The sequence below is a fragment of the Marinomonas shanghaiensis genome (genome assembly GCF_003259175.1).
Lineage (GTDB): Bacteria > Pseudomonadota > Gammaproteobacteria > Pseudomonadales > Marinomonadaceae > Marinomonas > Marinomonas shanghaiensis.
Genome location: NZ_QGOK01000005.1, coordinates 333,667 through 358,897, shown reverse-complemented (window position 1 = coordinate 358,897; position 25,231 = coordinate 333,667). Strand labels below are relative to the sequence as shown.

Here is a 25,231-nt window from a genome sequence, read left to right as displayed (position 1 = left end):
CACTTTTTAACAAGGAGATACGCACCAAGCAGGAGCAAGAAATAAGTAAGCTAAAAGAAAGGGCAAAAAAGGACTTTAATAAGCCTATTATGAAAAATGACACTCACTATAATTTAGTACAAAAACCCAATCAAAAATTGATAAAAAATCGGTTTTTTTATCAAAAAACTCCGGCTGTATTAAAAACCGGAGTTTTATGGCTATTTTGTTTCCGTCGACAGCGGTTTAGACAGAGGATAGGCGACCAACAAGTCAGACACTTTTACTAAGCGAACGCCATCTTGCTCCAAATTCTTCAGGCGTTTTTTAAGGTATGCCATTGTCTCTGGGTAAGGGTGCCCTATCGCTAAAGCACTCCCATGACGTTTAGCCAGCTTTATGAGACGAGAAAATTGCTTATCAATCGCCTCTTCTGTTCGGATATTATCCAAGAACACGTCTCGGCCAACCGTTTTTAGCCCCTCTTCTTGTGCGGTTTTTTTCGCCACACTTTGAGCACTGGTCAAGCTGTCAATAAAAAACAATGAACGGCCTTTCAGCGTTTCCATGACCCATTTCATTGAATCGGCCTTGGTCGTTAGCAAACTCCCCATGTGATTATTTACCCCTTGAATACCAGGCAAACTGTCCAAGTCCTTGCTTAGAGTGGTTTTTAATTCCTGCTCCGTCATACTCGCATACAGACCACCAGGACCAAGTTTTAGCTCACGCTGATTTTCCATCGGCGCATGCAAAAGCGTTATACGATGTTGTTTTTGAGACGTTAACGCGGTTTGCAAAGCAAAGGGAGTGCTTGGCAAAATGGCTAATGCCACTTCGGTCGGTAGCAATAGGGACGATTCCATACCGTCTCGACTGTACCCAAGATCATCAATCAAAATCGCGATTTGCGGCATTTTAGGGTGCACGTCAACCGCTAACATTTTCGCGGGCGTAGGGACCTTTTTCGGAGCATCTGTTGTATTGGGCTTAGGTACTGAGAGCAAATCCTCCACAGGTGTGACTTGTTGGAGAACAGGAACATCTAATAAAGGCGCAATGGAAGGCTTCCATGGCACTTCTTGCTGACTTTGTAAAATAGAAGGATAAGAGTCAAATTTAACTTGGCTCTCTATCGAGTCTTCAGATTCGACCAAAACCGGCCCCAGATGTTCGGGCAAAATGATCGATTTATTTACAGAGGGTGCCTTGTTTGACTCCGCCATGCCCCCTTCTTCTAATTCTACAACACTCTCTTCTGGCACATTCTCGTTATTTGGCAGTTCAACGCCAATTCGCTCATTGAGCAAAGAATCATCTAAGGGATCACTATCACTGTCTAATGTTTTTGCTCCCCCAGGTAGGGCGAGCAAAAACAAAACAAGCACACATACTTTTTTAATATCAAACAAAGGAGTCATTACCCCAACAATACATTTGTGAAAAACAGATCGCTATTTCTGCACTAATTTAGGCAAGGTTTTCAAAATTGTCACTGCTTGAAACAATTGAAAATCGGTTCTTGCCAATTCGCCAATATCGGACAAGGCATCCGCACTGGTTCGTTCTTTACCACCCGTACCATTTCCCAAATGTCCTTTTAGCTCTGACTCTTTCACCAAAAACGGATCTTTATCGAAGGTTAATGTCGCTTGTGGCACAATCAGATCGGGCGTAATACCCTGAGCTTGGATAGAACGACCATTTGGCGTGTAATATAAGGCGGTTGTTAATTTTACCGCATCACCGTTCGATAAAGGAACCACGGTTTGAACAGAACCTTTTCCAAAAGTTTCCGTTCCCAACACCACAGCGCGTTTATGGTCTTGTAAAGCCCCAGCCACAATCTCTGACGCCGAAGCAGAGCCATCATTCACAAGAACCACCACTGGAATTTGCTTGAATTTAGTGTTTTTCTCAGTTGCCTTAAACTGACTCTTCGACATCTCATGACGACCAGTGGTATAAACAATCATACCCTTGTCAACAAAAGCGTCTACCACTCCGACAGCACTTTGCAAAACGCCACCAGGATTGTTACGTAAATCTAAGACAACCCCTTGAATTTTACTTTCCGCAGCCAGTTTATCGATTGCTTGATAAAACTCTAGGTCACTGTCTCCCTGAAATTGACTGATTCGGAAATAAGCAATTCCAGTATCTAACCATTTCGCGGTAACACTGGCATCTTCAACCAAACGACGTGTTAACTCATAGTGTTTGATCTCTCCCTCTCGCTCAATATCCAATGACACAGTAGAACCGACTTCACCGCGCATCAATGTCACAATGTCTTGCATACCAAGATCGGTAATCAAGGTGTTATCAATTTTAATGATCACATCACCTGGCAAGATACCCGCTTCGGCAGCCGCTGAACCATCAATTGGCGTCACTATGGTCAAACGTTTGTCTTTCATTTCGACTTCAACACCAATACCGGCATAGTTACCTGACGTTAGCTCATTAAAATCGGCTAACTCTGTTTTAGTAAAATACTCAGAATGCGGATCAAGCCCTGAGACCATACCTTTTAATGCTTTGTGAAGAATGTCCTCATCAGAAAGCGTCTCGACATACCCTTCTCGAATGGTTTCGAACGTTTCAACGAAAGATTGAATCTCGGTGGTAGGCAGTTTAGATGCTTGTTTAGTATCCGCAGAAAAAGCCGGCTGAACCAATAACACCATAAATAAAAAGGGTATTCGTTGACGCAAAATATTGATCATGTTTCTTCCTATGACTTCTTTACTAACGGCGGAACTGGGCCTGTTATGCAGGTTATCCAGCATCTATCCAAGAAAGTGGTTTTAACGGCGTTCCATTATGGCGAATTGCAAAAAACAAAGCAGCATCAGGACGACCGCCCGTGCTACCGGCCATCGCGACGGTATCATTGGCCCCAACCCATTCTCCTACTTCTTTTAATAAACTTTGGTTGTAACCGTACAGTGACATATAACCATCACCGTGATCTAAAATGAGTAAAAAACCAAAACCACGCATCCAGTCAGAAAATACGACTCGTCCCGAAAATATCGCATGGACAGGCTCACCTTCTTTGGCTCGAAGCGTGACGCCACCTAAATTTATACTGCCTGTTGTAGGTAATGTAGCCAGCGTCTTCAATGGTTTTACAAGCTTGCCACGTTGAGAAGAAAAAGGCACATCTTGATCCGGAATTTTTACGTCGGCCAAAGCTTCTTCTAGACGTTGCAACATGTCCTGTAAATTTTGCTGATCTTGTAATAACTGCTTGGAACGTTTATCTCCTTGCGCCAAATCTTGATCCAATTTCACCAGCAAATTTTGACGTTCGGTTTGCTGACTGAGCAGTCGATTGCGCTCTTCTTTAAGCTGACTCTCTTCTTTGGCTTGCTGAGCTCGATGGCTACGAATGCTTTTCTCAACTAAGTTGAGGTCGTTCACCTCATTCGCAAAACCATTGATCAAAGACTGCCTCGCGGTGGAAAAATAGCGATTGTACTGCACCAAACGCTGCGCTTCTTCAGAGGTATTACCATTCAATAACAGCTTAATGCTTTCTTCATTGCCGGAACGATAAACCGCCCTTAATTGGGCGGCTATTTGTTCATTTTGTTGTTGAATACTAAGCTGTAGGGAGCGCTGCTGGACTCTTAACTCGCCCAGCTGCTCATCGCCTTTTTTTAAGCTTTCTTGGATGTTCTGGATTTTTTTAAGCAATGCCTGAATTTCTTTTTCTTTACTTTCAAGCTGCTTTTCCACGCCCGATCGCTCAGATTTTAGATCCTTCAGCCAGCTATTCAGCTTTTGCAAATCCTTTTGCAACGCTTGAATTTGTTGCTTGGCCTCTTCAGGCGTTTGCGGCTCCCCTGCTGCCCAACTTAAGCCAGGCAGCAAACACAAACACAAAAGAAAACTACGAAATAGTAAGACCATTACCGCCTCATGCCCGTGTGAGCAAGCTCACACCTGTCATTTCTGCTGGTTTATCCATTCCCATCATATCGAGCAATGTTGGAGCAAGATCACACAAAGCCCCTTCTTTGATTCCCAGACCTTGGGTCGGAGAAAACAACACAAGAGGAACAGGGCCAATCGTATGAGACGTCAATGGTTGCGATCCATCATCACTTAGCATTTGTTCTACGTTACCATGGTCAGCGGTAATCAAACATTGACCGCCATTCACTTTCAATGCTTCGATGATTCGACCTAGACAAGCATCCACCGCCTCAACCGCTTTAACGGCGGCATCAAAAATACCACTGTGTCCTACCATGTCACCGTTAGCAAAATTACAGATAATCGTGTCATATTTGCCTGCTTTGATGACTTCAACAAGCTTATCCGTCACTTCTGGTGCGCTCATTTCAGGCTTCAGATCGTAAGTCGCCACATTAGGCGAAGGAATCAACTCACGCTCTTCGCCATCAAACAAGGCCTCTTCCCCACCATTAAAGAAGAACGTCACGTGTGCGTATTTTTCCGTTTCCGCAATACGTAATTGTTTTTTGCCATGCTTGGCTAGCACTTCACCTAAGGTATTTGTCAATGCAACCGGAGGAAACGCTACATCGGCTTTGATATCCGATGAAAACTCAGTAAAGGTAACAAACGCCGCCAGTTTTGGATAAACAGCACGCGTGAAACCGTCAAAATCGACCTCCGTAAAAGCACGCGTCAATTGACGTGCACGATCAGGACGGAAGTTAGCAAAAATTATCGCATCACCATCTTGTACTGGCGCAGACGTACCAACGATAGTCGCTTTAACAAATTCATCATTTTCGTCACGATCGTAAGCCGCTTGAATCGCACCTTCCGCCGTGTCCGCTTGAAACTCCCCCTTGCCTAGCACAATAGCATCGTATGCGGTTTGCACTCGATCCCAGCGATTATCACGATCCATTGCGTAGTAGCGGCCAGTTAGAGTCGCAATTTTCCCCACGCCCAATTCCGCTAATTTGGCCTCTAACTCGGCTGTCGGTGTTTTGGCAGAGCGCGGCGGCGTGTCACGACCATCGGTAAAACCATGTACATATATTGCTTTGGCGCCACGTTTTGCAGCCAATTCACACATCGCCATGATTTGTTCATGATGACTGTGAACACCACCATCAGACAATAAACCTAAAATATGTACCGCTTTGCCAGCATTAACCGCTTTGTCTACGGCGTTGACAAGCGCCTCGTTTTCAAAAAACGCCCCATCTTCAATGGCTTTGCCAATACGAGTAAAGTTTTGATAAACAACGCGTCCGGCGCCTAAATTCATGTGGCCTACTTCGGAGTTCCCCATTTGGCCTTCGGGTAAACCCACCGCCAAACCAGACGTTTTAATAAGCGTATGCGGATGGCTGTTCCACAGAGCATCCCAATTAGGAGTATTTGCTGCCGCAATAGCATTAGAAGTAGAGGTTTCGCTGTATCCCCACCCATCAAGGATGAAGAGGGCTGTGGTTTTCTTGTTCATGTTAATCTATCCCATAAATTGATCATGATTATGATTCGATACTATCACAGGCTTGTAATTTAGTTACAGAGTAGCGTGGCTATTCAGACTATTAATTTCACTAATCACACACTAAGCCTCATTTCGTTTTGTCAGTAACCAGTCACGAAAAATCACTACTTGCTCAAGATCTGCTTTATCAACTGGGTACGACAAAAGATACTCATGGGGAGTCGAGACAGCGCTACCAAAAGGCGCTACCAGTTCGCCATTCTGTAGACTACGTTCCGCCAATATTGTGGGCATAATCGCAATGCCCATGCTGTTTTTCGCGGCTTCAAGCAACATATGAAAATGCGCAAATGAAGCCCCTGCAAAGGAACCACTTTCTAAGCCTTGCGCTACCATCCAGTCAGGCCATGCATTGATTCGGGATGATAAATGCAGAAAAGGGAATAAAGTGACATCTTCGACTCGCCATGCCTCAATGGATTTATTAGCAATTCGTTTCAATAACGCAGGTGAGGCCACCGCGACCACTTTTTCCTTCATCAATTGATGAGAAATCGCACGAGGCCAATGATCACCACCATAATGCAAAATAATATCAATACTTTCTGGGTCGATCTTAGCGGCATCGTCTAAGGAACGAACCTTAATTTGAAACTGCGGATGGGCGATTTGAAACTCTGCCAGCAATGGCATCAACCAATACGAGGCCAAAGTGGGCAACGCGGATATGGTCAAGGTGGTTTTTTCATCCTCTCGATGCAACATTCGCAGACACGCGTTTTCCATACCATCGAGCAAAGGCACCACTTCTTTGTAGTAAGCCGCTCCTGTTCCGGTTAACACCAAGCGTTTATTAAGACGAATAAACAAATCTCGTGACAAGAACTCTTCAAGGTTACGAATTTGACGGCTAACAGCACTTTGAGTGAGATGCAACTCTTCCGCGGCTTTGGTGAAACTCAAATGCCTGACCGAAGCCTCAAAACATTTTAGTGCAGTAGACGATGGGATATAACGGCGCATGTTGGCGTTACTCATTCACATAAATAAAAAGACAAAAAAGAAAATAAAAACAGGAAGACAATAACTGTATCCTATATCACTTTTATACCCAACCAGTAAAATAAAAAACGCACCATAAAGATGCGTTCTAATATGCGGATTATTCACCGTAAACGTATGCGAGTACCAAACCAACCAAAACCCTTAACTTAAGGCATGTGACTGCTGCCCAATATGATACGTATGCGCTCCCACTTCGTAAAACAAACGTTTCAACTCACGAAACGAAATGTCTCTCAGTACTGTGGTCGGTATCGACAAACTTTCTCTTCGACCCGAAAGCCACTCAGCCAACTCCGCACCAACCACTGTGCCAGGCCCAATTCCCCGACCGCTGTAACCGGCCACACTAAACAAGCCCTTTTCTAATTGTTGGCAATGAGGTAAATGATCTTCACTGTAGGCAATTTTTCCCGTCCAACAGTAATCCCATTGCACTTTACTTAAAATGGGAAAGAGTTCGGTAACCCGTTGCGTAGCCCAGTTAGACAACACGCTGCCCTCGCCACCCATGCCACCAAAGACTAAGCGACCTTGTTGGTCTAAACGGAAAGAGCTCATCACGGTACAGGTATCCCAGACGCCTTCTTTATTTGGAAGAATACTGGCCAACTGCGCTTCACTTAAAGGCTTGGTTGCCAATTGAGAATAAAAAATCGGCACAAACTTACGAGCTTGTTCCTTGACCCCAAATTCACTGTAAGCGTTCGTCGCAAGAATCACTTTTTCAGCGTGTACTTGCCCCTTTTCCGTGTGCAAAACCCAACCGTTGTCTGCAGGTTCGATTTTACTCACAGGAGATTGGTCAAATAGCTTAGCTCCCTCTTTTAACGCGGCGTGAGCCAACCCACGAGCATAGGCCAAAGGTTGAATCGTGCCGGCGCGTGGATCAAACAAGGCGGAATTAAATTTACTCGAACCGATACGAACTTGCGCTTCGGCGGCGTCCAACAACTGAACTGGCGCACCACGCTTCTGCATTTGTTCACAACGACGCTGTAATTGTGCCAAACCTGATTTCCCCACGCCTGCATGTAGGGTGCCATTGCGAACGGGCTCACATTGAATGTCATATTCTTTTATGAGGCCATAGACAAACTCGGGGGCCGCTGCGAGAGCCTTGTACATAATGCTTCCCGCTTCTGTTCCAATGGCATTATCCAACTGGTCGGGTTCTAACCAAACACCAGCGTTCGCCAAGCCAACATTACGTCCGGATCCTCCAAAGCCCACTTCTTGAGCTTCAATCACAGCAACAGAAATGCCGAATTTAGCTAAATGTAATGCCGCTGAAAGTCCCGTAAAACCCGCGCCAACAATCACCACTTCGACATCAACGCGCCCTTCAAGAGGCGCCAACACAGGCGCCGCGGGAGAGCTAGCGCGCCATAAAGAATTGCAGATTTTATCAGACATAAAATGACCTCATCAGGACATTGGCCAGAACGCAAATAGGCGAGAAAATTCTCGCCTATTAAGTTACTTAATACGGTGTATTACTCAAAAATGATTCCCTGAGCTAACGGCAAATCACCGCCGTAGTTGACGGTATTCGTTGTACGGCGCATGTAGTTTCTCCACGCGTCCGAACCTGACTCACGACCACCACCCGTTTCTTTCTCACCGCCAAACGCACCACCAATCTCGGCACCAGAGGTACCAATGTTGACGTTGGCGATACCACAGTCAGACCCCGCTGGAGACATAAACAACTCAGCTTCACGCATGCTTTCTGTGAAAACCGCAGAAGACAAACCTTGCGGTACTTCGTTTTGAATTTCAATCGCTTCTTCAAAGGTTTGGTAAGTCAACACATAGAGGATAGGCGCAAAGGTTTCTTCATGAACGATGGGCGCATCGTGAGCAATACGCACAATCGCTGGACGCACGTAGAAACCACCCGCCGGAACGCCTTCAGTCACACGTTCGCCACCGCAGACAATGTCGCCGCCTTGTTGTTTCGCGGTTTCTAGGGCCGCTTGCATACGATTAAAGCTGCCTTCGTCGATGAGTGGCCCAACCAAATTGCCTTCAACGATTGGGCTACCGACGCGAAGCGATCCGTAAGATTTCGCCAAACGCTCAACCAAACCCTCCACAATAGATTCATGAGTAATCAAACGACGCAACGTAGTACAACGCTGACCCGCTGTACCGGCCGCAGAGAAAACAATGGCACGAAGCGCAAGATCCAAATCCGCTGTATCGGAAACGATCATGGCATTGTTACCACCAAGCTCTAACAAAGAACGGCCTAAACGACCTGCCACGGTTTTTGCCACAGCACGGCCCATGGCCGTAGAACCTGTCGCAGAAACCAATGGAAACGTCTCACTTGCTGAAATGGCTTCCCCTAATTCGCGATCACCAATCATGACAGATACGGATGCTTTTGGGATATCGGGCATATCAGCAATCACATTTTGCGCAATTTGGTACATAGCCAAAGCACACAACGGCGCTTTTTCAGAAGGCTTTAGTAGGATCGGATCACCACAGACCAGACCCAGCATGGCATTCCATGCCCAAACGGCCATCGGGAAGTTAAACGCGGTAATCACCGCAACTGGACCAAGTGGATGCCATTGCTCCATCATACGATGGCCTGGACGCTCAGACACGATAGACAAACCATGCAGCATACGTGATTGACCAACCGCGAAATCACACACATCGATCCACTCTTGCACCTCACCAAGGGCTTCAGGAACAATTTTGCCAGCTTCCAAGGAGATCACTTGTGCCAATTCGTTTTTGTATTTGCGTGCTTCTTCGCCAATACGACGAACCAATTCACCACGACGTGGCGCTGGAATGGTGCGCAATACTTTAAAGGCGTCTTTTAGCTCGGCGTTTACCTTGTCTAGCTGAGCTGGAGTCGCATTATTAAAAGTAGACAATGCTTTGCCATCAATGGGGCTGTGAACGGAAAAAGTACTGCCTTCACCCAAAGCAACCGAATTACCCGTTAATACACTGTAAAAAGTATCGCCTTGTTTTAGGGTGTTTACGCCCAATGTTTCTAAACAAGTAAGTGACATAGGAACCTCTAAGATTTATGTATAAATAGAACGAAACTTCCTTCACCTTAACCAGCCTAGCCTAGAATGAGAAATACCGTTTTCCTGCTAGTGGTCTAGTTTTTTCCTATGGCCAGATAATACTTCTATAGGTATATTAGAAAGGAACACAGAAACCACCCTAAATAGAGCCGCCTTTTAAAAGAGCCTACCGATGGATATTCGATCATTACGCTACTTTATTGCCGTTTACGAAGAGCGAAGCCTAAGCGCTGCCGCCAAACGTTGCTTTGTGGCACAGCCTTCTATATCAACAACAGTTGCACAATTAGAAGATGACCTAGGCACAAAACTCTTTGTTCGCCATTCCAAAGGCGTGTCTCCAACCGACAGCGGCTCGCAACTTTATCCCCACGCCTGCAAAATGGTCAGCGACCTCAGCGCCATGCGCAGCCTATTTACCGAGACACCCACACCGCTGGCGCTGTCTATCTCCTTGACGCCTTTTTTATCAGGTGCGTTGATCAGTCAAGTGATCAAAACCATGTTGGACGAAGTACAAGGATTGACCTTAAAGCTTGTGGATGAATCAGAAAGCGCCGATCTACGCTTTACCTGTCAGCGCTATACCACTGAAGAAGATGTGTTTTATCCGCTCTGGGAAGACGATTATGTCATCGCCATGCCATTGGATCACTGGCTTGCCGACTTTCCTTCGTTATCCATTAAACAAATAGACAAACAACCTTTTATTTCCCGTACGCCGTGCGACATTTTGGAATCTTGGAACTACTTGATGCAAAAACAAGAACTCACCACAGATGTTCGTGCTCAGGTCAAAACGGAAGAATACGCATTGGACTTAGTCGCGGCAGGGTTAGGCATTTCACTCATTCCCGAGCATTCTTCCCGAGGCCGCAACGATTTGTGCTTACGACCATTAAACGATGTCAAACTAAAGCGTGTAGTGGGTCTGGCACATAAAAAAGAACGCAGTTTTCCGGCGCATCTAATCAATACGATTCTGACGGCCAAGCAGCAATTATTTCTCCACAAAAATCCAACAGAATTGCGCCTCGCATAACTTTTATGCATAACAAGGTGCGTTTTTACCCTTTGCCTTTCGACTGACTCCTGCACTACAGTAGAGAAAACGATCTAACACTGATGGCAGGGCATTTTAATGACACCGAATGATTTTTTTGCATCCTTATGGGATCATTACACAAACGTTACTCCACAAGCTCAACGCATCCAAACACTGTTTAAGAGTCATGGCGAAAACGTACTGAACGATCACGTGGCCTTTCGCACGTTTAATAACTCACCGATCTCATTGGAAAAATTGGAACCCCAACTAGAAGCCATTGGCTACAAGGCCTATGGGGCATTTCGTTTTGAAAACAAACATCTAAAAGCCCGTTGTTACAAACACCAAACGGATGTGGATTCGCCAAAGATTTTTTTATCTGAGCTGTTAGTAGAAGAGCTACCGGAAAACTGCCAAGAGATTATCGGTAAGTTCATCGCACAAATCCCAGCCGATGCGGTACAGACACCCGCTATTTTTTGGGCAGGTAAATTGTGGCAGACACCAACGGAGGCCGAATACCTCACACTAGCTGAACACAGTGAATACGCAGCTTGGTTGTCTACTATGGGGTTACAAGCCAACCATTTCACGGTCAGCATTAATCACCTGAAGGCATTCCCAACCATTGACGACGTCAATACTCTCGTGCAAAACGCAGGCTACGCATTAAATCAAGTCGGTGGTTTGGTCAAAGGCTCATCTGAACTCTTCCTAGAGCAGTCATCTACCATGGCCGACAAGATAGAGTTCACCTTTGCCGATGGCAAACAAAAAACCATTCCGAGCTGCTTTTATGAATTCGCTCGTCGTCATGTCATGCCGAATGGCAAATTGTTCGACAGCTTTATTGAAGGCAACGCCGATAAAATCTTTGACTCCACCAGCGCAAAGTAAGTACGCCTAACAACAAAAAGACAATAACGAGCCGCTACATGGCTCGTTTTTTTGTTTTAGCCTAGTGCCATTATCTCTTTGTCACATACCTATGATAGAACCCATTCGCGAATCTTGAATTAAGTCGGTCAATGCAAGCATACTAATCACACAAAGGTTTCTGAGAGTATGTACCGATTCAACCGTCCGTGTATAATGCTCGCAGTTTAAATATGGGCCTTACGATTATGATGAACCAACTTATTGAATTTTCTATCAACCACTGGGAAATGGTCGCTGTCTTTTTAGCGATTCTTGCCACGCTACTGTTTGTTGAAAGCAAAGGCGGTGCTCAGGGTCTTACCCCTTCAGCAGCAACCAATCTTATGAATAACGAAGATGCCGTTGTTATTGATATTCGTCCAGAAAAAGAGTTCAACACCGGCCACATTACTGGTGCGATGAATATCCCTGCGACTAAGATGCAAGACAATCTAAAGCGTCTTGAGAAACATAAAGAGACGCCAATCATTATCGTCTGTAAATCGGGTATCACCTCTGGTGCCAGTGCAAAAGACCTCAAAAAAGCAGGTTTTAGTAAAATATACAAACTTCAAGGTGGTATTGTAGAATGGCAATCATCTAACCTACCACTAGTGAAAGGATAAGAGAGAATATTATGGCCACTGTCACTATCTACTCGAGCGATTACTGTCCGTTTTGCGTCAGAGCAAAACAATTATTAACGGCCAAAAATGTTGCCTTTAATGAGATCCGTGTAGACGGGGAACGTGAATTACGACAAGAAATGATGGAAAAAAGCGGTCGCCATACTGTTCCCCAAATTTGGATCGGTGAACAACACGTCGGCGGCTGTGATGATCTTTATGCCCTTGAACGTGAACAAAAACTGGATGCGTTACTCGCACAATAGTGACCATAGAAAACGTTCTGATTCACCCAATAATAAAATGAAACCATTAACAAAAAGGAACCAAGATGTCCGATACAGCTGAAACACCAGAAGCACAAGAAGCGCAAACACCACAACTTTCCATGCAGCGCGTGTTTTTAAAAGACATTTCTTTTGAATCTCCTCGTTCACCTATGATTTTCCAAGAAGAATGGAAACCAGAAGTTGGCTTAGAATTAAATACAAAAAGCCGCCAAGTAGGTGAAAGCGTCTACGAAATCGTTCTGGAAATTACCGTAACGGTAAAAAATAATGGCAATACTGGCTATTTAGTACAAGTCCAACAAGGCGGTCTATTCGTTATTGCTGGCCTTAACGACCAACAACTTCATCACGCATTGGGAGCATTCTGTCCTGCGACACTGTTCCCTTATGCTCGTGAAAATATTGATGCTGTTGTGGTAAAAGGCAGTTTCCCTGCGATTATGCTTGCGCCTATCAATTTTGATGCGCTCTATATTGAAAGCCTACAAAAGCAACAAGCGGAAACCAAGCAATAATACGATCGAATGGCGAAAGCAAATAGACGTTAAGAAAAAGAGGCTACAGCCTCTTTTTTTTGTTGCATAATAAGCATCTTGAGATCATCCAACACAACGGAAGCTGTGATGAAAAAGAAAAAAAAACCATGTCCGAATTGCCTAAGAGCCCGCTGGCTTATACTGTATTTAGGGTGTTTTGCCTTGCTCGCCCTTCTTTTTGCCAATCAGTTCTTAGAAAAAGGAATGTAGCGTGAAGTGGCTATTCCTTTGGGCAAGCGTTTGCTTTTTAGCCGGCTGTGCCACTTACAAACAAGATATCGATGCGGGTCTAAGCTTAGCCAAAGAAGGCGAATGGAAAGCCGCAGAGAATAAACTGGAAGGCGTACTCAACAACCCTCAAGACAAGCTACTGTACTATATGGAAGCTGGCGCTCTTGCCCAAAATCAAGGCGATTTTGAGCGCAGTAACACGCTGTTAGAACAGGCTGAAAAGTTAAGTGACACCTTTTTTCCAGAAAAATTTTCTAACCGCTCTTGGGCGCTACTCACCAATCCTAGACAAAGTGATTATCGTGGTAGTGGCATAGAAGGCGTGTACATCAGCTACCTTAAATCACTCAACTACCTTGCGCTAGCAGAACAAGAAGAAGACATACGCCAAAAACGTCAGCTCCACGATGCAGCCTTGGTTGAAGTACGTCGTATCGACATAAAACTAAATGAAATTCGAGCACAAAATCCAAGCTATCAAGATCTCAAAGCAAAAGAAAACCAAGCCTTTTACATGAAAGCACTTAGCTGGTTAGGAAACTTTTACACAGGCGGACGCGATACCGATCAATTTATCTACCGTGATGACGCCTGGGCCCGCTATATGGAAGGTTTACAGTATGAAATAAGCGGTGAATTCGATGACGCTCGAATTAGTTATCAAAAAGCGGCCAATCTCTATCAAGATGGCTACGCAACACAATACGATTTACCTGCTATAACAGCGGAACGCGCTTGGCTCGACACGATTCGCATGATGCAAAAAAGCGGTTACAACCAAGATGAGATTCAACAACTCATTAACACCAAGCTTTCTCCATCCATGCAAGATACGCTCAAACAATACCATGACGGTGAGTCTGAACTGGTCATTTTAGAACATCAAGGGTTTGTCCCAGACAAAAGCGAAATGACTTTATTATTGTATGCCGATCCACGCGCTTACTCTTTGGTTTTAGAACCGCTGCACGCTGGTGGAACCACTCAAGCGAATGATTCATTCCGTTGGTTTACCATGGTCTATGCGGATATCAATCCACTGAATCTGATTGCGAACTACAAAGCCGGCGGCGCGTGGGGAACCTTTTCTGGCATTTTTACCAAGCGAGTTATTCTTGGCCGTCCTGTTTGGCAACAACTCAGCGCCACCAATGTCGATAAATTGCTGACCGAGCAAACTATACGAGTGACGGTGCCATATTACACCCGTTTCACATTGGACCATCACCAGCCAACGTTGCAAGTGAACACGCCAAATTTAGCGCCTTTTAGTAACAGTATTCGCATGACCTCTCTCGCGGATATCGCCTTTCAAGAGCAACTAGCACAAGCACAACGAGACATTTATGAAGGCTTAGTAAGAGAACTATTACGCAGCTGGTTAGCGTATCAAGTATCCTCCAATGTACAGGACCAAAACGCGGCATTAATTTTAAATCTGATTGGTCAAGTGGCTGTCTTTGCTTCTTCTGCTGCAGACACCCGAAATTGGCTGACGTTACCAGCCCAAGTTAGATTAACACGAGCACCATTGCCTCCGGGCGAATACACGCCAGATTATCAAATCAATCAGAAGACATTTTCTCTTGGTAAAATACATCTGGAAGCAAACAAAATTAAAGTTTGGAATCTACGCAATCCTAACTAAATTCGTTACACTCAAAGGTTATTGGTTAGACGCCATAACCATCCGCTAAAACACACGTAAGGAAAATACTCATGTTCATCGCGACACCAAAACATTCCAAATGGACAATCCTGTCAGTGAAGGGTCTATTTACGCTCTTTATGGCAATGTTGTTAAGCGCCTGCTCTGGCAGTGTGAAGCGCTTGGATACCAACGAAGACGTTATGCTCTCTGATCGCTGGAATGACACGGATTCCCGCCTTGTAGCAGAAGAAATGATGGGGGACATGCTCACTTTCCCGTGGTTTCGTGATTACAATTTTAGCAACAAAGGCAATCCGACGGTAATAGTGCAGAGTATTCGTAATAAAACCTCTGAGCATATTCCTGTCGAGACCTTTATTAACGACATCAAACGCAGTCTATTGCGTGCTGGCAAAGTTGATTTTGTCGTGTCTGGCGCAGAGCGTGACGACGTTCGTGCTGAGCGAGAAGAGCAAGAGCTTAATGCTGCACCGGATACTGTCGCGAAATTTGGACTTGAGCAAGGCGCTGGTTTTGCCTTATCGGGTACCATCAACTCCATTGTTGATTCCAATGGCGATCAGCGTGTCAGCTTCTATCAAGTCGATTTGAAATTGATTGATATGACCACCAACCGTGAAGTATGGAACGGTCAGAAGAAGATCAAAAAATTGGCAGATAAAGGCTTTTTCTAATCATGCAATGTTTTGCGCTTCCTGCCAGACGACACAGCCTTATCTTCGCTGCGCTATTGCTCAGCTTAACGGGCTGTTCAAGCGTCAATACAAACGTGTCGCAGAGCGAGGAACGCCTACCTGACTGGGTTATGTCGCCTCCTCAAAGCAACACACATTTGTATGGCGTAGGCAGCGCAGCACGTATTGAAAATATTGCCTTAGCCTTCACTCAAGCTGAGCAAAACGGCAATCTGCAGATTGCTCAGCAACTTCGTACCCAAGTCAGTCAAGTGAATACGCAAGACACACAAGTCAGATCAGGACAAGGTGCTGAGCAGGTTTTAAAAACGCAAACCGCCTATACACAGATAACAACCGCCCCCATTGAACTGGAACAGACCGTCAACGAACAACGCTTTGCCGACAAAAATTATGTATACGCATTGCAGTCGATTGATCGTAGCCGCATTGTTGCCAAGTTAAAAATCGCCCTAAACGATACAGACGACATGATTCGTAAACTGGCGACGTCATTAACACAAACAGAAGACCACAATCCTGCACCTCAAGACTGGCAAACTTACATGCAGCTTATTCCTTATTTTGCTCAACGAAAGTCCTATGAAAGCGAGCTCGGCCTTTATTCAACGGAACGTCGCTTTGCAGGCAAAGCCGATACAGAAATACAAGACATAGAACAACGACTCAACCAGGCGCTCACGCAGTATGGCTTTGATGTTTCAGCCACAAAGCAAGCGGACTCTCTTGCCAGCGCACTTTCCCAATTTGGGCTCACACCTAAAAGTGGCTCCTTATTCACACTGAATAGCCGAACAGCACAACATCATGAAGAACAAAATGGGCGCTTTTATGTCTTTGAGGATGGCACATTAGAACTGATTGATCCCGCCGGCGCACGACTTGCTTCCTGGACAGTCAGTGCTAGAGGTATTGCTAAAACCCTAGACAAAGCCCAAGAACAAGCCACCTCAGCTTGGTCAAATCAAGCGATAGAAGCCATGTTTACTTGGTTAACGCGTTTGAATTGACCTTATCAGCACATGAAAGACACGCGCTAAGCACGCTAAATTCTGTTAGACTGCGCGGACTTTAGTTGCTTACTCTGAGTGACTTTACACATCATTAGGAACACCAGTGTCAAAATTCTTTTATCGCGGTAAACCCGACATTATGGAAAAGCATAATTTAGGCAATTATCAACCCAAGCCTAAAGTGAAATCCGGTAGTGAAGAAAACCCGCTGGTTTTACAAGTGCAAAGTGCTGAGCGCGAGCGTGAAATTCACGCCATATTAGTCGCCCATCATTTATTTGCTGAGATTCACATTAACAGTGAAGCGGCAGAAGACATTTCAGCTTTAGACGTCGTGCTTAACAAACCAACACCTCAGATGGCTGAGAAAACCCCACAACGTAATGACCCGTGTTCATGTGGGAGTAACAAGAAATACAAAAAATGCTGCGGCTAAGTACGCCAAGCCAGAGTCTTTAAAAAGACGAACAGTAGCGGCCATGATCGATCTTACAAGGCCGCTACCGTTTGTTACTCGCCTACTTTATGCATCAAGCCAGATCTTCATAAGGCAAACCGACGTATTGCATCGCAATAATACGACGGCCCGCTTCTGTGTCCGTGTAAAAGTTCAACTCAGAACTCATAAACTTCTCATAGGTAGCCGCATCCGTGTCATGCACATCACCCTGACCAAAATCATGCAACATGCTTGTCATCCACCAAGAGAAACGTTCTCCGTGCCAAACACGACGCAAACATATGTCTGAGTATTGAGAGATACAATCTTTGTCACCGTCTTTGTACACTCGCTTCATCACTTTATTCAATGTCGCTACGTCGGATGCCGCTAAGTTCAGCCCTTTAGCGCCGGTTGGTGGCACGATGTGCGCCGCGTCACCGACCAAAAACAAATTTCCGTATTGCATTGGTTCGCAAACAAAAGAACGCAATGGGGCAATACTTTTCTCGATACTAGGACCTGTGATTAGCTTTGCAGCCACGTCATCAGGGAGACGACGTTTTAACTCTGTCCAGAAATCATCATCGCTCCAATCTTCCACTTTGTCTGTAAGCGGAACCTGAAGGTAATAACGAGAACGCGTTGCCGAGCGCATGCTGGTCATGGCAAAACCACGGTCTGTTTTGCAATAAATGAGTTCATGATTAACCGGAGGCGTATCAGACAGCACACCTAACCAACCAAATGGATAGACACGTTCAAACTCTTTACGAGACGATTCTGGAATAGTCTGACGTGAAACGCCGTGAAAACCATCACACCCCGCTATGTAATCACAGTCGAGCCTATGTTGTTCACCATTCTGCTCAAACGTCACATAAGGGGTATCCGTTTTTACGTCGTGCAAAACCACATTGCTGGATTCATAATACGTGGTTAAACCCGCTTTCTGACGAGCCTCCATCAAATCGCGAGTCACCTCTGTTTGACCGTACACCATCACCGTACTGCCGCCCGTGAGTTTTTCTAACTCGATCTGCACGCGCTTATTGTTGAAGGCTAACTCAACACCGGTATGGATTTGGCCTTCTCGATCCATGCGCTCACCAACACCGGCTTCACGCAACAAATCCGTCATACCTTGTTCAAGCACACCTGCACGGATACGTCCCAGAATGTACTCGCCTGAAGCGCGCTCAATAATAACGTTATCAATGCCTTGTTTTGCTAACAATTGACCTAGCAACAAGCCAGATGGGCCTGCACCAATAATCGCCACTTGTGTTTTCATAATGCTCTCCAATTTATTGTTATTTTTCGACAAGGGGTAAGTTTCCTCGTCTAGTGCTATCAATAATGAAAGATTCAGCGCGATTTCGTTAGGTGATTTATGATCAAAAAATTGTACTTTTTGATCATTTTTAATTTTAAGAGACAAAACGTACATCCCAATAAAAAATGACTTCTTCGCGTTTTTGGCTTATAAAAGTCGCTATATATCCGATTATTTTGTCTTTTTTTACCGTATTAACAAGAGATTATTTCCTCATGTCACGAGTATCCAATATTCCACACTTTGGACTTTATGGTGAGTCCAGTTGGATTAATGACCCAGAATTTTTCCATATTGAGGACATTGAATCGCGCAGCGGCAACCTTGGCTGGAAAATAAACCCTCATCGGCATGCACAACTGTTTCAAATTCTTATTTTAAAATCCGGGGAAGCCAAGGTTCAGCTAGACGAGCAGCAATACAAACTGCAAGGCGCTTGGGCCATTATTGTACCGGCTGGAGTCGTTCATGGTTTTCGCTTCGCACCCGATACCGATGGCCGAGTCATTAGCATCGCAGAACCCTTACTTGAAGATGCTTATCAAGAAAAAGCGGCTAAATTCATCCAACCCTTGCTCAGCCAAGCGTGCTACATTGATTTTAATGATCATCGCAATGTATTTTCTGAGCTTTGGCCACTGATTCAGCAACTCGAGAATGAGTCGGCATTCATTCGTGAAGGACGCGCGTTGATGAGTGAATATCTGATTAAGGCCATTTTACTGTTGCTCTACCGTCAATATGCAAACGGTACGACTGGAAGCACAAACAAAACCGAAGGCAGTCATGCACAGTTGCTAAAAGAGCTGATCGAAAAGCACTATCGCGAACATTGGACCAGTGATCAGTATGCACATGCTTTAGGCACTTCCACCAGCCGCTTAAACAGACTCAGCAAGACGAATTTCAATCAAAGTGTGCTCGACCTGATTCATGATCGTATTTTGCTGGAAGCTAAGCGTAGCCTTATTTATACCGTGCGTTCAGTGGAAGAAATAAGCTACGATTTAGGCTTCAAGGATCCAGGTTACTTCTCACGTTTTTTTAAACGCTCGACCGGCCTTCCTCCTGGAAAATTCAGAGCATTAAGTAACCAACCAACGATATGATGAATTTTTCTAACCTATTAGCTGAAAATTGATCGTTTGCTGAATGATTGGTCAAAACCTAAAATAACAACTGTCAAATATGACTGAACTTTTTAGGAGCATAACCATGAAAAACGATATGAAATACGACACATTCGGTAACCTTGATACAGATTACTATGTAGAAAAAGCTTACGAATTACGCCGTGCTTATTATGCTGCAGCAATCAAAAAAGCCAGCGCAAGCGTAAAAGCTTTGTTTGTAAAACTAACTGCAAATCGCACCGTAAAAACATCAGCGCAACCACAGCACTAAGTCTCTACATCTACGTTATTTGCCCTTTTCGCTGCCGTTGTGGCTTGTCTGAAAAAGACAAAATCAACAGCCGCTGTCGAAACAAATAACGGAATGGCAGACCGTACCCCATGTTTCCGATGATCGAACGGCAAGAATAACAAATCGATCCGGTAACAGGGTTATCACTGCAAAACGCCTTCTTCAAACTCCCCCATCCCCAGCTTTTTTAGTCATCAAAACGTCATAAATATGACATAAAATTCGTTCTTAGATACTTCTTTAACCAAGACAGTTTTGAGACGAAATGAGCCAAATTGACGACCATGCTCTACTTGAGAAAATCCTTTCAAATGGATTAATCACACCCTATTTCCAGCCTATTTACGATTTAGCAAATGGTGAAATATACGGGCACGAAGCCCTGTCTCGTGGACCAATGAATTCCACACTGTTCTCTCCTGATCCATTATTCACAGTGGCTCAGCAGCAAGGAAAGCTCCATAAATTAGAGCTACTTTGTCGAGAAAAAGCGCTCTCAAAATTTGCCAAGTTAGCACTAAAAGGCCGTCTCTTTTTAAATGTCAGTGCCTCTCTCTTAGCCTCACCTAATCATCAGTCAGGTATGACGCTGGCCATTTTAAAAGACTTAGGATTGGATCAAAAAGACATCGTGATTGAGCTGTCCGAACAGCATCCATATGATCATAATGGTTTACCACGCAGCAGCGTTGACCATTATCGTAAAATGGGGTTCCAAGTCGCCATTGATGATTTAGGCGTTGGCTACTCCGGCTTGCAACTCTGGTCTGAATTACAGCCGGACATCGTCAAAGTCGATAAACACTTTATTAAAGGCATCGACAAAGACGAGATCAAACGTGAATTTGTTCGGTCCATCCTGACCATCGCGCAACGACTAAACTGCATCCTTATCGCTGAAGGCATAGAAACCCAACAAGAACTCGATCAACTGATTGAAATTGGCGTTACCTTGGGACAAGGTTATTTTCTGGGACGGCCTACGGAAAACCCCGCTTTTTCAACACACCCCTATTTGGTCAAACAGGCTCAAAGACGTTCTCAGTTTCATATTGATCATACCGAGACCGTACAAACTTTATGTCGGCCAACACCAACACTGCATGAGGATTGTCTTTTAGAAGACGCGTCACAATGTTTCAAAAAACAACCAGACCTCGTTGCTATCCCTATCTTAAACGATCAGCAAGAGCCACTTGGAGTCGTACATCGCAACCAATTGCATGAACTGTTTTCAACACCCTATGGTCGAGCACTGTACGAACATAAATCCGTCACCAATTTGCTCAGCAAAGACGCACTGATCGTAGAAAGTGATGTGAGTCTTTCCAGTGTGTCGACCTTAATCACTGATCAAGAGGCCGATCGACTCAACAACGAAATTATTGTCGTAAAAGAAGGCAAATTTATTGGTACAGGGCATCTTAGAGATCTACTAAAACGGATTACCGAACTAAAAATACAAAACGCAACCTATTCCAATCCACTCACACTGTTGCCCGGCAATGTCCCCATTCATAGAGAAGTCAGTCGGCGTTTAGCCGCAAATGACAATTTCTATGTGGCGTATTTTGACCTGAATGATTTCAAACCGTTTAATGACTTCTTTGGCTACTCAAAAGGCGACGCGGTTATTCAACTGGTTGGTTCTTTGATTAAAGAGTGGGTTACCCCTGACAATAATTTCATCGGCCATATTGGTGGTGACGATTTTGTGGTGATTTTTGGCGATGAAGATTGGCGCCTTCAATGTGAGTCAATTCTCCTTGCGTTTGAACAAAAAGTACGAGAATTTTATACCACTGACACACTTCAAGAAGGCGGTGTTTGGACAAAAAATCGCCATGGTGAAGTACTTTTTCACCCTATTTTGAGCTTAGCAATCGGTGTCGTTCACCCCAATCCACAGCAATGCGGCAACCATCATCAAGTCGCAGAGCTGGCTGCTCAAGCCAAAAAATCGGCCAAACAACAAGGGGGCAACTGTATTTATCTGCAACCTTATCTCACACAAATAACCGCAATAGGATAATGTGACCTAACTGTCACAAAGCCCTCATAACTCTGTCACAAAAACGCTTTACCCTTAAAATGAACCATAAAGGAGGCGTTTTTATGCAGACCACATTTCGATCCGTGTTCATATCTGACGTGCATTTGGGAACCAAAGCCTGCCAAGCTGCGCATTTATTGGATTTTTTGCAAAGCATCAAAACCGATACCTTGTATTTGGTTGGAGACATTATCGACCTACAAGAAATGCGCTCTAAAGCCTACTTTGTCGATACGCATCATCAGGTGGTCGAACGCATTCTTGCCATGGCAAAGTCCGGCACCAGAGTCATTTATATTCCGGGCAACCATGATGCGTTTTTCCGCCAATTTGCCGGTCAGACACTTTCAGGAGTCGAGATAAAACTCAACGCACGCCACAAAACCGCTAACGGTCGTACCTTCTATGTCAGTCACGGTGACGAATTCGATCAAATGGTAAAAATCAGCCCTCTCATGCTCGCCATAGGCGATAAAGCGCATGGTCTCATGTTGTCGCTGAATCAATGGATAAACGGCGTAAGACGACTTATCGGCTTACCTTATTGGTCACTGGCAGGTTATTTAAAAAGTCATATTAGCAAAGCCAAAGAATTCATTGATCGTTTTGAAACCGCTGCCCTCAAATCTGCCAGAAACCATAAAGTCGATGGCTACATCTGCGGCCATATTCACTTTGCCTCGTTCAGAATCAAAGACGATGTTCTCTATTGCAACGATGGAGATTGGGTCGAACACTGCACAGCATTAACAGAATCTGCTGCAGGGGAAATGAGCCTGATACATTGGTCGGAAACCCCAAAAGTTCTTGCTACCGAGCCCAAGGAAGACTGGGGGTTACAAGAACCTCACGCGCCCACCACCCATTTGGTTTAAGTCATGCAGTCGGCAGTCTTTGCCTTGATAGGCGATTTGTGCAAGTAATAATTCTGCGGTGGCTAAGGCGTCGGTTAGGGCGTCGTGGCCTTGGTATTCTGGTAAGCCGTAGCGTTCTCGACAAGCACCAAGGCGAAAGCCACCATCTTGAATAGGCTGTTGAGATCGATTGGCTTTGGTGCGTTCTATCGCAAGCGTATCGAGCCAGCTGGCAGAAAATGCCGGTAAAGCCTCGCTTTGCCAGGCGTGTTTTAAAAAGCCCAGTTCTATTGGCGCGTGGTGCATGACTAAAACACGTTCCCGGAGTAGATGCCGTAAGTAACGCAACACGCTTTCTTGTTTTTTACCCTGTTGCTGAACATCGGAGTCCGTAATCATATGAATGCCAACATTGTCGCCAATTGGCGCACTATCCAACACAATATGCCGTGCTGTATCTAATTCAATTACCCCCTTGTGAATGCACACCCAACCAAAGCTAACGATATGGTCTTGTTTTGGGTCCAAGCCAGAGGTTTCAACATCCAATACCAAGTAATTCCACTCAGTCCAAGCGCGTTGCATCGCTTGACGTGATATATGCCACGCTTTTATTTTTTGTAGGCAGCTTAATGGCATCTAGCTGTACCCTCTTAAAAAACGCTGTTGTGCCACATCTTGCACATCGCTAATGATACTGAACGTCGTTTTGAGGTGTTTGCGTTCCAAGGAGCTTAAGTCCTTAGGATCTAAATAGGCGCTGGCTTTTCCTGTCGCTTGCCAATGTCGACTTTGCGCCTCTAATCGTAAACCGTTTAATTTGTCCCATGCGTCGATAAGGTTTCGTGCAGTGTCCACACTGATGAGTTTCTCTCTAATCGCCTGTTCGATGCGATCCAATGTCGCTACTCGATAGGTCTGACAAGACAAACCGTACAAACGGGCTAAGTCGTTAATGAGCGCTAATCCCTGATGCTTAAGATCAAGCTGGTGTTTGTGCTCACCGGAGGATTCTAATAAAAAGTGACGAAAAAAGCCCAATGGCGGTTTAGTCACCAACGCGGTGCGCGTCAACGTTGCCAGAAAGGCGCTGTTTTTGCTCACGTCTCGTTGCATCGCGGCAATTAAATCATCAACAGGAGCTTCCCTTCCATACACACAACGGATATCAAAAAAGATGCTGGCGTGAAGTAAGGCGCTCGGCGCGCCGCTTTTGATCCAGGCCGAAAACACCTGCCGCCACCCCGCTTCTGTTTTGCGCCATTCAGGATTGCTCGCCATGATGTTACCGGGGCAAAGACGAATACCGCAAAGGGCGAGCCCTTGGCAAATACACTCGGATAATTCAGCAAAATACTGACTTTCTTCTGTCGTTGGCTCACGCTCTAACATCAAACCATTATCTTGGTCACTGCCCAACGATTGATCTCGGCGGGCCTGTGAACCAAATACTAAAAACTGGAAGGCCATGGGCGCTGGGCCAACTGTCTCCAATGCTAGCTCAATCACACGCCGCGTCAGATTATCACTCACCGTCGCTAATACTTTCCCCACATCGGCAGGCTTCATGTCGGTGACAATTAAGTTAATAATCAAAGTTGGCCATTGTTTACATACATTGGCCAGGCTGTCGATGGATTGTTGACGATGAATTTGATTGATCAATAAAAGGGGGCTTAGCTCTTGATGGCGCAATAAATCTGCTGCCGTCAACATACCTACAGCCCGTTGCTCGTCATCCACGATAGGCAAATGGTGAATATTACTTTCACTCATAAGCGTTTGCGCCTGCATCACTAACGCGTCAGGCGTTAAGCGAACAGGCTGCCTTGTCATCACATCTTTTACTAAGGTGTCGGCCGAGCCACCTAAAGCCAAAATACGAGAGCGCAAATCTCGATCGGTCACAATACCCAATAACCGCCCCTCTTCGACCACCAAAATAGAACTCACTCGTGCTTCGGTCATGCGCATGGCAATGGTTTGCACGCTTTCCTCAGGAGAAGCCAAAATAAGTTGGCGGGTCATAATATGGGTCACAGGAGTGGATAATTGCAGAGCAGGCGAGGCAAGTTCGTTACGTTGACGACGAGATAATTTGCGCAATCGATTGTGCCTTGTGTGTTCAAAAAACAGTCCAAAGGCTTCGCTTTTTTCCAGCGTTTCCATGAAGTGTGTTTTTTCAAAACGATAAACAAGACTGTCCTCCATCGCGACCACCTGCAAACCGTCAGGATTTTGCGCCAACACACTGGACACACCAAAACACTCACCATCGGCAATTTGATCCACCAACCCACCTTTTGGAGTGCGGATTTCACAGGCACCTCGACGGATCAAATGCACGGTTGCCGCTTCACCTTTTAGCGTAAGCGTCTGTCCCTGACGTACGTATAACATTGCCACCCCCGTCAGTAGGTGCTTACGTTCAAGCAAACTTAGGCTAGAAAAAGGCGGAATGGATTCAATGAATTTATGTACTTCAGGGATATCTATGGCGGCCATTTTATTATTCTCGTTTTATTGACTGTAAAAGAGTGTGC

General features: G+C 45.1%; 23 protein-coding genes. 13 read left to right on the top strand and 10 right to left on the bottom strand.

Features of this window, described 5'->3' with window-relative positions; all coding sequences use genetic code 11:
• Window positions 1-200 precede the first annotated feature (200 nt).
• The 7 genes from DKT73_RS05485 to amaB form a co-directional block, all read right to left on the bottom strand.
• Window positions 201-1,400, bottom strand: a complete 1,200-nt coding sequence (locus tag DKT73_RS05485; RefSeq protein ID WP_232827792.1) for a divergent polysaccharide deacetylase family protein — start codon at window positions 1,398-1,400, stop codon at window positions 201-203.
• A 33-nt stretch (window positions 1,401-1,433) separates the two neighbouring features.
• Window positions 1,434-2,708 (bottom strand): S41 family peptidase, encoded by a 1,275-nt coding sequence (locus DKT73_RS05480; protein WP_111637557.1) that lies wholly within the window; start codon window positions 2,706-2,708, stop codon window positions 1,434-1,436.
• Window positions 2,709-2,760: 52 nt separating this feature from the next.
• Window positions 2,761-3,900: a murein hydrolase activator EnvC family protein gene (locus DKT73_RS05475; protein ID WP_111637556.1), complete on the bottom strand. Its 1,140-nt coding sequence runs from the start codon at window positions 3,898-3,900 to the stop codon at window positions 2,761-2,763.
• Window positions 3,901-3,907: 7 nt separating this feature from the next.
• Window positions 3,908-5,437, bottom strand: coding sequence for a 2,3-bisphosphoglycerate-independent phosphoglycerate mutase (gpmI, locus tag DKT73_RS05470; RefSeq protein ID WP_111637555.1), 1,530 nt, complete (start codon window positions 5,435-5,437; stop codon window positions 3,908-3,910).
• A 111-nt stretch (window positions 5,438-5,548) separates the two neighbouring features.
• Window positions 5,549-6,451, bottom strand: coding sequence for a LysR substrate-binding domain-containing protein (locus tag DKT73_RS05465; protein WP_111637554.1), 903 nt, complete (start codon window positions 6,449-6,451; stop codon window positions 5,549-5,551).
• A gap of 183 nt (window positions 6,452-6,634) precedes the next feature.
• On the bottom strand, window positions 6,635-7,906 hold the full coding sequence (locus DKT73_RS05460; protein WP_111637553.1) for an NAD(P)/FAD-dependent oxidoreductase: 1,272 nt from the start codon (window positions 7,904-7,906) through the stop codon (window positions 6,635-6,637).
• A gap of 80 nt (window positions 7,907-7,986) precedes the next feature.
• Window positions 7,987-9,531: an L-piperidine-6-carboxylate dehydrogenase gene (gene amaB / locus DKT73_RS05455; protein WP_111637552.1), complete on the bottom strand. Its 1,545-nt coding sequence runs from the start codon at window positions 9,529-9,531 to the stop codon at window positions 7,987-7,989.
• 193 nt (window positions 9,532-9,724) lie between these two features.
• Between amaB and DKT73_RS05450 the strand changes: the two genes are divergently transcribed.
• From DKT73_RS05450 to DKT73_RS05410, 9 genes are all read left to right on the top strand, one after another.
• Window positions 9,725-10,594: a LysR family transcriptional regulator gene (locus tag DKT73_RS05450; protein ID WP_111637551.1), complete on the top strand. Its 870-nt coding sequence runs from the start codon at window positions 9,725-9,727 to the stop codon at window positions 10,592-10,594.
• A 99-nt stretch (window positions 10,595-10,693) separates the two neighbouring features.
• The gene (locus tag DKT73_RS05445; protein WP_111637550.1) at window positions 10,694-11,497 is read left to right on the top strand and encodes a DUF1338 domain-containing protein; all 804 of its coding nucleotides are present in this window, start codon (window positions 10,694-10,696) and stop codon (window positions 11,495-11,497) included.
• A 227-nt stretch (window positions 11,498-11,724) separates the two neighbouring features.
• Window positions 11,725-12,144, top strand: coding sequence for a rhodanese-like domain-containing protein (locus DKT73_RS05440; RefSeq protein WP_232827791.1), 420 nt, complete (start codon window positions 11,725-11,727; stop codon window positions 12,142-12,144).
• Between the two features lie 11 nt (window positions 12,145-12,155).
• Window positions 12,156-12,410, top strand: coding sequence for a glutaredoxin 3 (grxC, locus tag DKT73_RS05435; protein ID WP_111637549.1), 255 nt, complete (start codon window positions 12,156-12,158; stop codon window positions 12,408-12,410).
• Window positions 12,411-12,475: 65 nt separating this feature from the next.
• The gene (gene secB, locus DKT73_RS05430) at window positions 12,476-12,949 is read left to right on the top strand and encodes a protein-export chaperone SecB (protein WP_111637548.1); all 474 of its coding nucleotides are present in this window, start codon (window positions 12,476-12,478) and stop codon (window positions 12,947-12,949) included.
• A gap of 232 nt (window positions 12,950-13,181) precedes the next feature.
• Window positions 13,182-14,849, top strand: a complete 1,668-nt coding sequence (locus tag DKT73_RS05425; RefSeq protein WP_111637547.1) for a COG3014 family protein — start codon at window positions 13,182-13,184, stop codon at window positions 14,847-14,849.
• A gap of 71 nt (window positions 14,850-14,920) precedes the next feature.
• Window positions 14,921-15,547 (top strand): penicillin-binding protein activator LpoB, encoded by a 627-nt coding sequence (locus tag DKT73_RS05420; protein WP_111637546.1) that lies wholly within the window; start codon window positions 14,921-14,923, stop codon window positions 15,545-15,547.
• Window positions 15,548-15,549: 2 nt separating this feature from the next.
• Entirely contained in the window at window positions 15,550-16,578 is a 1,029-nt protein-coding gene (locus DKT73_RS05415) for an LPP20 family lipoprotein (protein ID WP_111637545.1), read from the top strand.
• Window positions 16,579-16,684: 106 nt separating this feature from the next.
• On the top strand, window positions 16,685-17,017 hold the full coding sequence (locus tag DKT73_RS05410; protein WP_111637544.1) for a PBPRA1643 family SWIM/SEC-C metal-binding motif protein: 333 nt from the start codon (window positions 16,685-16,687) through the stop codon (window positions 17,015-17,017).
• Window positions 17,018-17,111: 94 nt separating this feature from the next.
• On the opposite strand, the gene pobA is transcribed toward DKT73_RS05410, so the two are convergent.
• On the bottom strand, window positions 17,112-18,314 hold the full coding sequence (gene pobA / locus DKT73_RS05405; RefSeq protein ID WP_111637641.1) for a 4-hydroxybenzoate 3-monooxygenase: 1,203 nt from the start codon (window positions 18,312-18,314) through the stop codon (window positions 17,112-17,114).
• A gap of 257 nt (window positions 18,315-18,571) precedes the next feature.
• On the opposite strand from pobA, the gene DKT73_RS05400 reads away from it, so the two are divergent.
• The 4 genes from DKT73_RS05400 to DKT73_RS05385 all read left to right on the top strand — a co-directional run bounded on the left by DKT73_RS05400 (window position 18,572) and on the right by DKT73_RS05385 (window position 22,709).
• Window positions 18,572-19,465, top strand: coding sequence for a helix-turn-helix domain-containing protein (locus DKT73_RS05400; RefSeq protein WP_111637640.1), 894 nt, complete (start codon window positions 18,572-18,574; stop codon window positions 19,463-19,465).
• Window positions 19,466-19,571: 106 nt separating this feature from the next.
• Window positions 19,572-19,760 (top strand): RSP_7527 family protein, encoded by a 189-nt coding sequence (locus DKT73_RS05395; RefSeq protein WP_111637543.1) that lies wholly within the window; start codon window positions 19,572-19,574, stop codon window positions 19,758-19,760.
• A gap of 286 nt (window positions 19,761-20,046) precedes the next feature.
• Window positions 20,047-21,813 (top strand): GGDEF domain-containing protein, encoded by a 1,767-nt coding sequence (locus tag DKT73_RS05390; RefSeq protein ID WP_111637542.1) that lies wholly within the window; start codon window positions 20,047-20,049, stop codon window positions 21,811-21,813.
• A gap of 83 nt (window positions 21,814-21,896) precedes the next feature.
• Window positions 21,897-22,709, top strand: a complete 813-nt coding sequence (locus DKT73_RS05385; protein ID WP_111637541.1) for a UDP-2,3-diacylglucosamine diphosphatase — start codon at window positions 21,897-21,899, stop codon at window positions 22,707-22,709.
• Here the strand turns inward: DKT73_RS05385 and DKT73_RS05380 are convergent.
• Window positions 22,671-23,327, bottom strand: a complete 657-nt coding sequence (locus DKT73_RS05380; protein WP_111637540.1) for a 3'-5' exonuclease — start codon at window positions 23,325-23,327, stop codon at window positions 22,671-22,673. The two genes, DKT73_RS05385 and DKT73_RS05380, sit on opposite strands and share 39 nt — an antisense overlap.
• Window positions 23,328-25,193: a DUF294 nucleotidyltransferase-like domain-containing protein gene (locus tag DKT73_RS05375; protein ID WP_111637539.1), complete on the bottom strand. Its 1,866-nt coding sequence runs from the start codon at window positions 25,191-25,193 to the stop codon at window positions 23,328-23,330. It lies immediately after the preceding gene.
• Window positions 25,194-25,231 lie beyond the last annotated feature (38 nt).